Annotated in this window: 14 protein-coding genes; 8 read left to right on the top strand and 6 right to left on the bottom strand. The window is 64.9% G+C overall.

Annotation, left to right across the window (positions count from 1 at the left end):
• Genes B3E94_RS05910 through B3E94_RS05895 form a run of 4 tightly spaced genes read left to right on the top strand, consistent with a single transcriptional unit; the run spans position 1 to position 3,898 of the window.
• Positions 1–768 (top strand): SDR family NAD(P)-dependent oxidoreductase, encoded by a 768-nt coding sequence (locus B3E94_RS05910; protein ID WP_176516294.1) that lies wholly within the window; start codon positions 1–3, stop codon positions 766–768.
• Positions 769–780: 12 nt separating this feature from the next.
• Positions 781–1,974, top strand: a complete 1,194-nt coding sequence (locus B3E94_RS05905) for an acetyl-CoA C-acyltransferase (protein WP_286912697.1) — start codon at positions 781–783, stop codon at positions 1,972–1,974.
• Between the two features lie 9 nt (positions 1,975–1,983).
• On the top strand, positions 1,984–3,111 hold the full coding sequence (locus tag B3E94_RS05900; RefSeq protein WP_286912696.1) for an acyl-CoA dehydrogenase: 1,128 nt from the start codon (positions 1,984–1,986) through the stop codon (positions 3,109–3,111).
• Between the two features lie 13 nt (positions 3,112–3,124).
• Entirely contained in the window at positions 3,125–3,898 is a 774-nt protein-coding gene (locus B3E94_RS05895; protein ID WP_176516288.1) for an enoyl-CoA hydratase, read from the top strand.
• A gap of 3 nt (positions 3,899–3,901) precedes the next feature.
• On the opposite strand, the gene B3E94_RS05890 is transcribed toward B3E94_RS05895, so the two are convergent.
• Entirely contained in the window at positions 3,902–8,419 is a 4,518-nt protein-coding gene (locus B3E94_RS05890) for a DUF6543 domain-containing protein (RefSeq protein WP_286912694.1), read from the bottom strand.
• Between the two features lie 317 nt (positions 8,420–8,736).
• Here B3E94_RS05890 and B3E94_RS05885 point away from each other — a divergent pair, with 317 nt between their 5' ends.
• From B3E94_RS05885 to B3E94_RS05870, 4 genes are all read left to right on the top strand, one after another.
• The gene (locus tag B3E94_RS05885; protein WP_176516284.1) at positions 8,737–9,141 is read left to right on the top strand and encodes a TraR/DksA family transcriptional regulator; all 405 of its coding nucleotides are present in this window, start codon (positions 8,737–8,739) and stop codon (positions 9,139–9,141) included.
• Between the two features lie 176 nt (positions 9,142–9,317).
• On the top strand, positions 9,318–9,512 hold the full coding sequence (locus B3E94_RS05880) for a hypothetical protein (protein ID WP_286912692.1): 195 nt from the start codon (positions 9,318–9,320) through the stop codon (positions 9,510–9,512).
• Between the two features lie 360 nt (positions 9,513–9,872).
• Positions 9,873–10,343, top strand: coding sequence for a hypothetical protein (locus tag B3E94_RS05875; protein WP_176516365.1), 471 nt, complete (start codon positions 9,873–9,875; stop codon positions 10,341–10,343).
• Positions 10,340–10,552, top strand: coding sequence for a hypothetical protein (locus tag B3E94_RS05870; RefSeq protein ID WP_176516280.1), 213 nt, complete (start codon positions 10,340–10,342; stop codon positions 10,550–10,552). Before B3E94_RS05875 ends, B3E94_RS05870 begins: the two co-directional genes overlap by 4 nt.
• 12 nt (positions 10,553–10,564) lie before the next feature.
• Here B3E94_RS05870 and B3E94_RS05865 read toward each other — a convergent pair whose 3' ends face one another.
• From B3E94_RS05865 to B3E94_RS05845, 5 genes are read right to left on the bottom strand one after another with little or no spacing between them, the layout of a single operon-like run.
• Positions 10,565–10,930: a Na+/H+ antiporter subunit G gene (locus tag B3E94_RS05865; protein ID WP_286912691.1), complete on the bottom strand. Its 366-nt coding sequence runs from the start codon at positions 10,928–10,930 to the stop codon at positions 10,565–10,567.
• Complete coding sequence (locus B3E94_RS05860; protein ID WP_016393160.1) at positions 10,927–11,205, bottom strand: K+/H+ antiporter subunit F; 279 nt, start codon at positions 11,203–11,205, stop codon at positions 10,927–10,929. The genes B3E94_RS05865 and B3E94_RS05860 overlap by 4 nt, the downstream gene beginning before the upstream one ends.
• Positions 11,202–11,690 (bottom strand): Na+/H+ antiporter subunit E, encoded by a 489-nt coding sequence (locus B3E94_RS05855; RefSeq protein WP_176516275.1) that lies wholly within the window; start codon positions 11,688–11,690, stop codon positions 11,202–11,204. Before B3E94_RS05855 ends, B3E94_RS05860 begins: the two co-directional genes overlap by 4 nt.
• Positions 11,687–13,366: a monovalent cation/H+ antiporter subunit D gene (locus B3E94_RS05850; RefSeq protein WP_176516273.1), complete on the bottom strand. Its 1,680-nt coding sequence runs from the start codon at positions 13,364–13,366 to the stop codon at positions 11,687–11,689. Before B3E94_RS05850 ends, B3E94_RS05855 begins: the two co-directional genes overlap by 4 nt.
• Positions 13,363–13,707, bottom strand: coding sequence for a Na+/H+ antiporter subunit C (locus B3E94_RS05845; protein WP_012315281.1), 345 nt, complete (start codon positions 13,705–13,707; stop codon positions 13,363–13,365). Before B3E94_RS05845 ends, B3E94_RS05850 begins: the two co-directional genes overlap by 4 nt.
• Between the last annotated feature and the right edge of the window lie 22 nt (positions 13,708–13,729).

Here is a 13,729-nt window from a genome sequence, read left to right as displayed (position 1 = left end):
ATGCACATAGCCAACAGCAATTTCATCGTCAGCGGCGCGGCCTCGGGCCTGGGCGCCGCCACCGCGCAGATGCTGGTCGAGGCCGGCGCCAAGGTCATGCTGGTCGACCTCAACGCCCAGGCCGTCGAGGCCAAGGCCCGCGAGCTTGGCGACAATGCACGCTTCGCCGTGGCTGACATCAGTGACGAACAGGCGGCCAAGGCGGCGGTGGACGCGGCCGTGGCCGCTTTCGGCAGCCTCCACGGGCTGGTCAACTGCGCCGGCATCGTCGGCGCCGAGAAGGTGCTGGGCAAGCAAGGCCCACATGGGCTGGCCAGCTTCGCCAAGGTCATCAACGTCAACCTGATCGGCAGCTTCAACCTGCTGCGCCTGGCCGCCGCGGCCATGGCAGAGGGCGCCGCCAACGCCGAGGGCGAGCGCGGCGTGATCATCAACACCGCGTCGATCGCGGCCTACGATGGCCAGATCGGCCAGGCTGCCTACGCGGCCTCCAAAGGCGCCATCGCCAGCCTGACCTTGCCGACCGCCCGCGAGCTGGCGCGCTTCGGCATCCGGGTGATGACCATCGCCCCTGGCATCTTCGAAACCCCGATGATGGCCGGCATGACCCAGGAAGTGCGCGATTCGCTGGCCGCCGGCGTGCCGTTCCCGCCGCGCCTGGGGCGCCCGGGCGAATACGCGGCGCTGGCCCGCCACATCATCGAGAACAGCATGCTCAACGGCGAGGTGATCCGCCTCGACGGCGCACTGCGCATGGCAGCCAAGTAAGGAGAAACGAACATGACACTTGCCAACGACCCGATCGTCATCGTCAGCGCCGTGCGCACGCCCATGGGCGGGCTGCAGGGCGACCTCAAGAGCCTGACCGCGCCACAGCTGGGGGCGGCCGCCATTCGCGCCGCCGTCGAGCGCGCCGGCATCGATGCTGCCAGCGTCGAGCAGGTGCTGTTCGGCTGCGTGCTGCCGGCAGGCCTCGGCCAGGCCCCGGCACGCCAGGCCGCGCTGGGCGCAGGGCTGGGCAAGCACACCACCTGCACCACGCTGAACAAGATGTGCGGCTCGGGCATGCAGGCGGCGATCATGGCCCATGATCAACTGCTGGCCGGCAGCGCCGATGTGATCGTCGCCGGCGGCATGGAAAGCATGACCAACGCCCCCTACCTGCTGGACAAGGCCCGTGGCGGCTACCGCATGGGCCACGGCAAGATCCTCGACCACATGTTCCTCGATGGCCTGGAAGACGCCTACGACAAAGGCCGCCTGATGGGCACCTTCGCCGAAGACTGCGCCCAGGCCGGCAACTTCAGCCGCGAAGCCCAGGACCAGTTCGCCATCGCTTCGCTGACCCGCGCCCAGGCGGCGATCAGCGACGGCCGTTTCCGCGCCGAGATCGTCCCGGTGGAAGTCACCGAGGGCAAGCAAACGCGCCTGGTCGAGGACGACGAACAGCCGCCGAAAGCGCGCCTGGACAAGATCCCGCAGCTCAAGCCGGCCTTCCGTGAAGGCGGCAGCGTGACCGCGGCCAACTCCAGCTCGATCTCCGATGGCGCGGCGGCGCTGGTGCTGATGCGCCGCTCCGAAGCCGACAAGCGAGGCCTCAAGCCGCTGGCCGTGATCCATGGCCATGCCGCGTTCGCCGATGCCCCGGCACTGTTCCCCACCGCACCGATCGGCGCCATCGACAAACTGATGAAGCGCACCGGCTGGAACCTGGCCGAGGTCGACCTGTTCGAAATCAACGAAGCCTTCGCCGTGGTCACCCTGGCCGCCATGAAGCAGCTCGACCTGCCCCATGACAAGGTCAATATTCACGGCGGCGCCTGTGCCCTGGGCCACCCGATCGGCGCCTCGGGCGCGCGGATCTTGGTGACCCTGCTGTCGGCCCTGCGCCAGAACAACCTGCGCCGCGGCGTGGCAGCCATCTGCATCGGCGGTGGCGAGGCCACGGCCATGGCCGTCGAATGCCTGTACTGAGGTGCAACCATGCTGGTAACTGACGAGCAACAACAAATCGCCGACGCCGTGCGTGACTTTGCCCAGGAGCGCCTCAAGCCGTTCGCCGAGCAATGGGACAAGGCCCATCGCTTCCCCAAGGAGGCCATCGAGGAGATGGCCGGCCTGGGCCTGTTCGGCATGCTGGTGCCGGAGCAGTACGGCGGCAGCGACACCGGCTACGTGGCCTACGCCATGGCCCTGGAGGAAATCGCCGCGGGCGATGGCGCCTGCTCGACCATCATGAGCGTGCACAACTCGGTGGGCTGCGTGCCGATTCTCAAGTTCGGCAGCGAGCAGCAGAAGCAGCAGTTTCTCGCGCCACTGGCCAGCGGCGCGATGCTCGGCGCCTTCGCCCTGACCGAGCCCCAGGCCGGCTCCGATGCCAGCAGCCTGAAGACCCGGGCACGCCTGGAGGGCGACCACTACGTACTCAATGGCAGCAAGCAGTTCATCACCTCCGGGCAGAACGCCGGGGTGGTGATCGTCTTCGCCGTGACCGACCCGGACGCCGGCAAGCGCGGTATCAGCGCCTTCATCGTGCCGACCGACAGCCCGGGCTACCAGGTGGCGCGGGTCGAGGACAAGCTCGGCCAGCACGCCTCCGACACCTGCCAGATCGTCTTCGACAATGTGCGGGTGCCCGTGGCCAACCGCCTGGGCGAAGAGGGGCAGGGCTACAAGATCGCCCTGGCCAACCTGGAAGGTGGGCGCATCGGCATCGCCTCGCAGGCGGTGGGCATGGCCCGCGCCGCCTTCGAGGTGGCGCGTGACTACGCCCACGAGCGCCAGAGCTTCGGCAAGCTCTTGATCGAACACCAGGCCGTGGCCTTCCGCCTGGCCGACATGGCGACCAGGATTGCCGTGGCCCGGCAGATGGTGCTGCACGCCGCCGCGCTGCGCGACGCCGGGCGCCCGGCGTTGGTCGAGGCCTCGATGGCCAAGCTTTTCGCCTCGGAAATGGCCGAAAAGGTCTGTTCGGATGCCTTGCAGACGCTCGGCGGATATGGCTATCTGAGCGACTTCCCGCTGGAGCGGATCTACCGCGACGTGCGTGTCTGCCAGATCTACGAAGGCACCAGCGACATTCAGCGCATGGTCATTGCGCGCAATCTTTGAAGGAGCAGTCTGCATGGCATTCGAAACCATCCTGTTGGACATCCACGGCAAGGTCGGCCTGATCACCCTCAACCGCCCGCAGGCGCTCAATGCGCTGAACGCGCAGATCGTCGGCGAGATCAACCAGGCCCTGGACCAGCTGGAAAAGGACCCGAACATCGGCTGCGTGGTGCTGACCGGCTCTGCCAAGGCATTTGCCGCCGGCGCCGACATCAAGGAAATGGCCGAGCTGCAATACCCGCAGATCTACGTCGATGACCTGTTCAGCGATGCCGACCGGGTCGCCAACCGGCGCAAGCCGATCATCGCCGCAGTGTCTGGCTTTGCCCTGGGCGGCGGCTGCGAGCTGGCGATGATGTGCGACTTCATCCTCGCTGCCGACAACGCCAAGTTCGGCCAGCCGGAGATCAACCTGGGCGTGCTGCCGGGCATGGGCGGCACCCAGCGGCTGACCCGCGCGGTCGGCAAGGCCAAGGCCATGGAACTGTGCCTGACCGGCCGCCTGATGGGCGCCGAGGAGGCCGAGCGTGCCGGCCTGGTGGCGCGCGTGGTGCCGCAGGCCGAGCTGCTCGAGGAAGCCTTGAAAGTGGCCGCGACCATTGCCAGCAAGTCGATCCCGATCAGCATGATGGTCAAGGAAAGCGTCAACCGTGCGTTCGAAGTCACCCTCAGCGAAGGGGTGCGCTTCGAACGCCGGGTGTTCCATGCCGCGTTCTCCACCGAAGACCAGAAAGAAGGCATGGCTGCCTTCATCGGCAAGCGCGAGGCGCAGTTCAAGGACCGCTGAGGCTCAGCTGTCGAAGAAGTACTGTTTTGCCGCAGCCAGGTCGATCGGGCTGCGGTAGACCTCGACCTCGCGGCCATTGGCGTCCTTGCTCGAACGCCCACTGGCATAGCGCTGCTCGGCGGTTTTCAGGTGGCCGGCGGTATAGGCGGCCTGCTCGACCTCCCGGCTGGCGTAGTGAAAGTGGGCGTACCAGCGTGGGCTGCCCTGGTGGATGATGGCGAATTCCTCCATATAGTCATCGCTGCGCCCGGCCACTTTTGCCAGCTGCCGCCTTGGGCCTGTGCGCTGGATCTCGACCTGCTGCTTGCCGAGCAGGAATCGCAACTCGGCCATCTTCGGCTTCTGCAGCAGCGCCACCCGTGTGCGCTGCTCGATGGCCTGCTTGGCCAGTGTCGCCGACAGGTCTTCGATGGCCTTGATGCTCAGGGCTGCGTCGGCTTCGCCACTGCCTTCGTCGGTCTGATTGTCACGGGTCAGGCGCGCTTCGATGGCCGAACGATGGCGGTCCAGGCCTGCCTGGTGGTGCAGCAGAATGTCCTGGATATCGGCTGGCAAGTAGGCGTTGGCCTTCTTGCTTTGCATCAGCGCCAGATCCTGGCGCGCGCTGGCCAGGCGCCGGGCACTTTCCCTTAGCAGCCCCTTGAGCTTGCCGGCTGGCAGGGCCGTGGGCAGGGTGCCTGCAGCCGGGGTGGCTACTGGCACCCACTGCTCGTGGTCGCGTTTGTAGCTGCAGGAGACCGAGTCCTGCTCGGCGCCCGGGACGTCGACGATATCGGCATCGTCAGCACGCGGTTGCCCCAGCAGCAAGCCGTCGTCGCGGGTTTCGATCAGCCCGGGCAGTTGCCTGCTCAATTGCGAAACCGTGCTGCGTGCAGGCAGGTCGGGGTATTCGGCCAGTTCACTGGCAACGGCCTTGCGCAGGTCATTGATGTCGTTGAGCAGCGGCTTGAGCGGCGCCGGCTCCGCCCCTGCTTCGAGCGCATCCTGCAAGGCTTGCAGGCGCGCCCGGGCGGTGGCCAGGTGTTGCGCGATGTTGGCCAGCAAGCGACGCCTGACCTCTTCGCTGTCGCTTGAGCGCTTGCTCAATTGCTGTTGCTGGCCGATGGCAAGCTCGATGCTGTCCCAGGCGCGGTCGATCCAGAATTCGACGTTTTCGCTGGCCTCCAGGGAAATGCGGTTGACGCAGGTTTCGATGCGTATGTAGCGCCAGAACAGCGGCGTCCAGTGGCTTTTCTGCTGTTCAACCCGCTGCAGCATGCTGCTGACATTGGGCAGGGACGGGCTGGCCAGCTTGCGCAACTGCTCATGCCCCTCGTTCAGGGCAATGGCGTTGTCGAACAGCTCGTCCACCACCGAGGCGAGAACGCCTAGGCGCTTTCGCAAAATGGCTTCGTCTTCAGGTGTGGCGTCGGCCTGGCGCTTGGCCATGTCGAGCAAGTGCGCACGCTCGGGCTTGTACAGGCGCAGCAACAGGTCACGCACGTTCAATTGGCAATCGAGGCGGTGGAACAGCGTGCCGGCGCGCAGGTTCTTGTAGTCGGGAAGGGGGGCCTGTGCATTCGCCTCATGCAGCCGCTCGATATGCTCGGCCACGAACGTTTCGAACGTCCGCAGCTTATCCAGGCAGCTGCGCAACACCCGCGCATCGTCCGAGCGCTGCCCCAGGGCGTGGACCTTGCGCACGGTGGGCAGTTGTTCGGTGATGCTTTTAGAGTCGTCCGCCACACGTTTGAGCAATTGTTCGGAGGTTTTCCGGCGTTCCTCCTGCAGCTTGGCGACCCGTTTCGACAGCGGCATGCCGCCGCGCAGGCGCAGCCTCAGGTCCAGTTGCCAGCGGTTGACCTCGTCGCGCCTGAGCCAGGGGCCGAGCGCCTGGTCGTCGCCCACGATGCGCAGGCGCTCGCTTTGTGGGTCGAGCTTGACCTTGAAGGTCTGGTCCTGCAGGCGAACCCATAGCTGGTCCTGATGCAGGTAAAGACCGCGCATGGGCCCGGATGGAATTGGCGTACCCAGTAGCGTGGGCGAAATGGCCACTTGCATGTTGGCGAGGGCCTTGGCCTGGTGGCTGTCGAGCTTGAGCGTGGGGTGCGTCCAGGCGAACTCGACCTGAGCCTCGTTCATGCCGGTGACCACCACGGGGGCTGGCAGCGCGGGTGCTGTCGGGGTGTGGGCCAGGGCAATGTCCAGTGGATTCTGTTCGTCGAGGCGGGCCATTGCGTGGCTGAAGATCAGCAGGGCGACATTCACCAGCAGCTCGATCCACGCTGCGCTGCGATCGCCCGGCGGGTCGCTGTCATCGACCAGCTGCGCCAGGGCTGTTTCCATCTGCACCAGCCAGGCGGCTTCGGCGATCGGCCCTTCGACGAACGGCAGCACGCTGTTGAGCAACAGCCACCCCAGCGTCTCCCAACGTTGCCAGCGGGTTTCGTCGCTGCTGGCCGACTGGGCCTTGAAGTTGCGCAAGGTTTCCTCGACGCAGGCCTGGTAGATGGCAGGGGCGGCTTCGGCAACCGGGGCTTCGCGCGCCAGCGTCACCGGCGCCGGGGTGAACAGCGGCACCGCCCAGTCGTCATCCAGCGGGTGGAACAGGTGCGGCTCCAGGAAGCCGCCATGGGCATAGATGCGCCGGTCCTCTTCAGGCAGGCGGTGCAAGATGTCGTCCTGCAGGTCGCCAGGCTCGCTGATGGCCACCAGTAACGCCAGGCGATCACTGAACTCCACGAGCGGTTCGCGGTGCAGCGGGCGGTATAACAGGCAGCAGGCCGTGGCCGAGTCATCGTTTTCGATCAGCCAGGCATTGTGCGGATGGTCGGGCTGCGCATCGAGGCTGCGCAGCAGGCCGAGCGGGCGCAGTACCCAGTGGCTCTGGTCGTCGACCATGGGGGAGAACACGTGCTGCACGGCGGTCAGCGCTTGCAGGGTTGGCTTGCCGTGTTGCAGGTGATGGGTCATCACCTGTGCAGGCAACTGCGTGCGTAGCTGCGCGGCCAGCCGCTGCTCACGGGCGCTGCGTTGTTGCGGGTTATCGAGCAGCAGTGCTTGCAGCCGTTTGGGGTAGTTGGCGCCGATGTCGGCTTCGGTGATGAGCCTTTGCAGCGCCGCAGTGTCGAGCCAGCCTGGAATGGCTTGGCCATCGGTGGTCTCCAGGGTCACCCGGCCGGGTTTGAGCAGGCCCAGGTTGGCGATCGCCAGCTGCGCCAGGCTGAAGGTGACCGCTACGCTGGCGCCATCGCTGATGATCTGGCCGCCAACCGGGATGGCGGTGGCGGTGGTCTGGTGGTTGATCACCTGCACCGTGGCCGGATCCAGGGGCGTGTCAGGGTGGTCGCGGCGGATCAGGCTGGCCAGGCGCTCGCAAGCGAAAGCCTGTGCGCTGGGTACGCCGTCCAGCCAACTCTTGCCTTCGGCTTCGGCACTGCTGCGGGCGACGTCGGTCAGCATGGTGCTGTACACGATCAGCGACCGAGGGTCGCCCTGGCGCACCCAGCCTGGCAACTGATCGAACAGTGCGGCGTGGGCGGCCTGGTCATTCACGCTGCACAGCTGTGTCAGGGAGGTCAAGCGGTCCAGCGCATCGGCGAGGCGTTCTGCGCTGTTCTGGTCATGAAATGCCGTAGCGGCCACTTCTATGCTTTCGAGCAACTCCTGCAGCAGGTTGAGCGCCAGGGCCTGGAACAGTTGGCGGTCTGGCGTGTTGATCTTCACCTGGGGCGGCGCACTGGCGAGGATGGCTGGCCAATACTGGCGGATGGCCTCCAACAGCCGTTCGCGGGAGGGGTAGGACAGCAAGCGGCCGGCCGGGGTGAACAGCAAGGTGAAGGGTGGGCGGCCGGGCGCTTCGGCCCGTTCGATCAGCAGGGCGCTGGCAAGGCTTGGGTCCAGTTGCCAGTCGGCGGAAAAATTCGACGCCAGGGTTTGCAGGGTTATGCCCTGGGCTGCACTGAGATCGAGCAGGTCTTCAAGTTCCGCTGGCCCCTTGGAGAGTGCCTGCAGCGTGGCGTGGGCGGCTGGCACCCGATCGAGGGCGATGACTTGATCCGTGGCGCTGCGCAGCAACCCCTGCAGGTAGCGAGCGAACCACAGCCAGGGCGTTTCGCCGCTGCTGTCGGCCTGGCCCCAGTAATCGACGATGGCTTCGCAATACTTGTCGAGCAGCAGCGGGCCGCTGTCGTTGAGCAGTGCTTCGAGCTGGGGGAGGTCTATGGGTACAGGGAGGTCCGGGTCGATGGTCTGCGCCTTGCACACCACATCCTCGCCCGGGGTCAGGTTGAGCGTGGCGCGCATGCAAAACCGTTCCACCAGCACTTCGTACAGTGGGCGCACGTAGGCCACGCCCGGCACCGGGCCGAAACTGGCCAGTTGCAGGCTGGCCGGGTCTTGCGAGTTGCCCAGCCGATAGGCCGGCCACAGTTCCAGCAGCAGCTGATTGGCAACGTCGAACAAGGCCGGGCGGTGGAGGAATTTTCGGGCGACCGCGCAAGGCAGTCTGGGGCTGCGTGACGGATTTTGGGATGTCGGCATGATGGCACTCTCGGCTGGTGGCAAGGCCGCCATTGGGCCGTTTGTGCAGCAAGGGCGGGGGCTACCGGGGTACTGCCCGGTATTCGTGCGGGCCCGGGCCATTGCTCCGATCAGGCGGGAAATGACGGGTGGCAGGGGGAAACCCGGTCATTTCGGTCATTTCCTTCTTTATTGGTGTTGCCCCTGGCGACGTGGCGCCTTAGACTGCCGCCCCCTGTAAAAGAGTGCCGGTTGGCGCTTGAAGAATTCCGTTGCCCAGGCCGAGGCCTGGGCGGCACCCGAATCGCCCAAATGCACATTTTTTCATAGAGAAATCGATGACCAAGGAACAGTTGCTGGCCATGTCGGCCGATGACTACATGAACGCTGATCAGCTGGCATTTTTCACTGCCTTGCTGCAGGCGATGAAAGTCGAAACCCATGAACGCATCGAGCTGAGCCGCGCCACCATCGAAGGCCTGGACACCCCGTCGGACCCTGCCGACGTGGCTTCGGTCGAAGAAGAGCGCAGCTGGCTGGTCAACGCCATTGACCGCGACCAGCGCCTGCTGCCGCAGCTCGAGATGGCCCTGGACCGTATCAGCGACGAGAGCTTTGGCTGGTGCGACGACAGCGGTGAGCCGATCGGCCTGAAGCGCCTGCTGATCAGCCCGACCACCAAGTACTGCATCGAAGCGCAGGAACGTCACGAGCAGCTCGACCGCCACCAGCGTCAGGTCTGACCGCGCGCGGTGTGCCAAGCCCCACGGAGCAGTCCGTGGGGCTTTTTGCGTTTCTTGCGCCTGGGGTTTATTGCTTGGCGTGTAACGCTGCTGTACCGCAATGCGCTGTTTATCCCCGCCTGGCGGGCGTATCATGACGACATCGTTAGGGTGCTAATTATGTTCCGGAGGGAATGATGAATAGCCGAGTCGATGTGGCCGTGATGATCGGTACGGGTGTACCGGCAACGCTACAGGCGTTGGGCAAGCGCATTTGCTGGGTGGTGCTGGTCAATGGCGAGCGCCGTGGTACGGCATTTGCCACCCGCGCAGAGGCGCTTGAGTGTCAGGCAGCCTGGTTGCAGCAATTGCACAAGGGCCACGCTGCTTGAGCCTCGATGAATAAATGCCTTTTAGCGCTCGACGGATTTCGGTGTTTTCGTGCATATTTAATCCCCGCTAATGCGCTCATGGATGCCGCGCCCGATCTGCCGGGGGTTTGCCGTATCCATCGCTTCTTTCTGGCGGATTTATTGTCAGGCATTACGCTTCCTTGTTCAGGGAATAGGTCGAACGGCTGTACAAAGCCCATGTCTGACATGCGTGTGTAAGGATTCCTGCGTGCTGTATCGCCAGCAGGCACAGACGTTTCGCGCTTCTGTTTATTACTCTTTTTCGCCTATCGAATTGCAATGGCCGCACTTCACCGAGCCCGAGTGAGGGCGGATGTCACCGGTTTGAGGATTACTTCATTGGCAGTCAGTACACTGGATACCCACGCCTTGTTTGCACTTGGCGACTTGCGCGGTAAGTTGGCCAAGCTGTTTCAAGGCCGTTTCATATATGTCACCGAACAAAACCCCGAAGGCCTGTACATGGCCGAAATCGATACCGATAGCGCATTGGTTGTCGATGACAAGCAGCGCCTGGAGTTGAAGGTAGGGGATCATTTCCGTGCAGCCGTATTGCCCAGCCGCGAAGGCGGCAAGTTGGAAATGCGCTTTCGCGAGATCAAGCTCAATGTCTACGGCGTAGGCGACTATGCTTTTGTTTCGGTGCCTGAAGGTGAGGGCATCGTCTTCCGTGAAGGCCAGGGCGTGATGCTGGTGTTCGCGGCCCAGCAGCAAGTGCAGGAAGGCTTGGGCAAGCTGCTCAAGGCGGTTACCGGCAAGGTCGCGAAATGGCGCAAGGGCGAACTGACCACTTTCAAGGCCAGTGAATGAGCGAGCCAGGCGAGGAAACCGGCAGCCGTGCCGCGTTTCATCGGCAGTACCAGGCGCAGGCGACAGCCCAGGCCGAAGCCCTGCTGGCTCGGCGTGAAGCGCTGCAAGGCGCCTGGTTGAGCTGGGTGGCCGCACAGTTGTACCAGCTTACCCCGCCGCCCTATGCGGCAATGGTGCGACGGGAGCTGCAGCGCCTCACCCAGCAGTGAGGCGAGCGTCACTCAGTTACCGCGATGGCCGCCGCTGCTGGTTTCATCGGGTACCGGCTCCTTGGCCATGCGCTTGCGAAACAGCGCTGCACGCGCCAGCAGCAGCGTGGTCACCGGCACGGTGATCGACAGCAGGATAGGTATCAGCCAGGCGTGCAGCACCGGGCTTTGCTTGAGCCACGAAAAATACAGGATCGACGCCAGCGCAACGCACCAGGCGCCGATGGTCGAGGCCAGCGCCGGCGGGTGCATGCGCTGGAAGTAGTCCTTCAGGCGCACCAGCCCGATCGCACCGACCAGAGCGAACAGGCTGCCTATCAACAGCAGTGCCGCCGTCAGCAGTTCCAGCCAGAACGGCAGTTCAAGGGCCTGGTTCATTCGATCACCTCGCCGCGCAGCAGGAACTTGGCCAGGGCGAACGAGCCGACGAAGCCGAACAGTGCAATGAGCAGGGCGCCTTCGAAGTAGGTGTCACTGGCATAGCGAATGCCCAGCACCAGCATCATCAGCATGCCCAGGATGTACAGGTAGTCCAGTGCCAGCACCCGGTCCTGGGCGGACGGGCCGCGAAACACCCGGATCAGCGCCAGGCCCATGGCCAGGGCGAAGATGAACAGGCTGGCGAGGACTGCGTTGGCGAGCAGGCCTGTCATTCGAAAATCTCCATCAGCGGGCGTTCGTAAGTGTGTTTGAAGTGCTCGATGAAGGCCGCTTCGTCTTCCAGGTCGAACACGTGCAATAGCAGGACGCTGCGGTCCAGGGCCAGCTCGGACCAGACGGTGCCGGGCACCACGGTGGTGATCATCGACAGCGCGGCCAGGCCGTGGGCATCGTGCAGGTCGAGCGGGATGTGCACGAACGCCGAGCGCGGCGCTTGCTTGCCGGCCCGCAGTACGCCACGGGCGACCAGCAGGTTGGACACGATCACATCGATGCCGACGCGGGCGATCAGCTTGGCAATCACCAGTGGCCGGCGCACATGGGCGCGTTGTGGCCGCAATGGCGCCATCAGCAACGGAGCAAGTACCGCCAATGCGGCGGCCAGCAGCACGTTGCCAGGGCTGACCGACAAGTTCATCAGCAACCACAAGCCGAACAGCGCGACGGACAGCAGCGGAGCAGGGAACAATCGGCTCATGGCTGCACCTGTTCGTCGAGGGTGGTCGGGCCCGGGATGGGGCGTGCAGCCATCACCGCTTCGATATAGCGCTCCGGCGTCTGCAGGCTGGCGGCGGTGTCCTGGGTGTAGCGCAGCAACGGCTCGGCCCTGAAGCTGAGGATGATGCACAGGCCCAGCAGGATCACGATCGGCAGGCATTCATAACGGCGCAAAACCGGCGATGGCCGCTCTTCAGGCTTCCAGAAGCGCTGGATGCCCACGCGGCCGAAGGCAATCAGCGAGGCCATGCCCGACAGCACCAGCAAAGCCACCAGGCCCCAGCCCGCGGCAGGCAGCGGTTGTTCGGCGGCAACACCCAGCCCCAGCGGGTTGAACAATGCGCTGATCAGGTTCAGTTTGCCGACGAAGCCCGACAGCGGTGGCATGCCGATGATCAGCAGGGCGCAGGCAATGAAGCTCAGGCCCAGGAAGGCCATCGTCCAGGGGATGATCTGCCCGATCACGGCCTTTTGCTCGTCGTCCAGGTTGATGCCCTTGGGCGGGTGCAAGGATTCGAGCGGCGACGGCATGGCGTCCTCTTCGTCATCCAGCGGCGCTTCGTTGGCCGAGCGCGAGCGCTCGACCAGCTCGGCGAGCAAAAACAGCGCGCACAGTGCCAGGGTCGAGTTCACCAGGTAGAACAGCGCCGCGCCGGTCAGGGCGGGCTGGGCAAAGCCGATGGCACCGAGCAGGGTGCCGGCGGAGACCAGGATGCTCAGGGCGGCCATGCGCTCCAGGCGCTGGGCGGCGAGTATCGACAGCGCCGCAACGGCCAGGGTGGCGAGGCCGCCATACACCAGCCATTGCCCGCCGAAATGCGCGGAGGCACCTGCCTGCCCGGAGAACAGCAGGGTCCACAAGCGCAGCACGGCATACAGGCCGACCTTGGTCATGATCGCGAACAGTGCGGCAACCGGTGCGCTGGCCGAGGCATAGGCTGGCACCAGCCAGAAGTTCAGTGGCCAGATCCCGGCCTTGACCAGAAACGCCATGGCCAGCACCGCGGCGCCGGCATGCAGCAGGCCGCGGTCGGCTTCCGGCACCAGCGGGATCTTCAGCGCCAGGTCAGCCATGTTGAGCGTGCCGGTCACGCCGTAGAGCATGGCGGCGCCGATCAGGAACAAGGAGGAGGCGAACAGGTTGATGGCGATGTAGTGCAGGCCTGCTCGCACCCGTGCCCGGCCCGAACCATGCAGCAACAAGCCATACGAGGCTGCCAGCAGCACCTCGAAGAACACGAACAGGTTGAACAGGTCGGCAGTGAGGAACGCCCCGTACAGGCCCATCAGCTGAATCTGGAACAAGGCATGGAAGCTGGCGCCCGCGCTATCCCAGCGGGCGCGGGCAAACAGTAATGCGCTGAGGCCGATGACCCCGGTCAGGGTCAGTAGCAGCGCCGAAAGGTGGTCGAGCACCAGTACGATGCCGAACGGTGCCGGCCAGTTGCCTGGCAGGTAGACGCCTATCGACTCTGCCTGCCCCTGGGTGCGCACCCACAGCAGCAAGCTGACGGCGATGGCCAGGCCGGTGAAGGTCGACAGCAGGTTGAGGCGCCCCTTGAGCTGGCGATGCTTCTCGCCCAGCAGCAACATCAGCGCTGCGGTCAGCAGCGGCAACAGGATGGGCGCGACGATCAGTTGACTCATCCCTGTCATTCGTCACGCTCCCGGCCGTCCACATGGTCGGTGCCGGTCAGGCCGCGCGATGCCAGCAATACCACCAGGAACAACGCGGTCATGGCGAAGCTGATCACGATCGCGGTCAGCACCAGGGCCTGGGGCAGTGGGTCGGTGTAGTGCAGCAGGTCCTGGGTCACGCCCTCCTTGATGATCGGCTCCTTGCCGATGAACAGGCTGCCCATGCTGAAGATGAACAGGTTGACCCCATACGACAGCAGGCACAGGCCCATGATCACCTGGTAGGTGCGGGGGCGCAGGATCAACCACACCCCGGAGGCGGCCAGTACACCGATGGCGACTGCTATGACTTCTTCCATCAGGCGGCTCCTGCTTGGCTGG

Origin of the sequence: Pseudomonas sp. UBA6315 (genome assembly GCF_002438125.1) — a bacterium.
Classification (GTDB): Bacteria; Pseudomonadota; Gammaproteobacteria; order Pseudomonadales; family Pseudomonadaceae; genus Aquipseudomonas; species Aquipseudomonas faucium.
The sequence above is the reverse complement of the archived record's forward strand: the minus strand, read 5'-3'. Positions and strand labels throughout refer to the sequence as shown.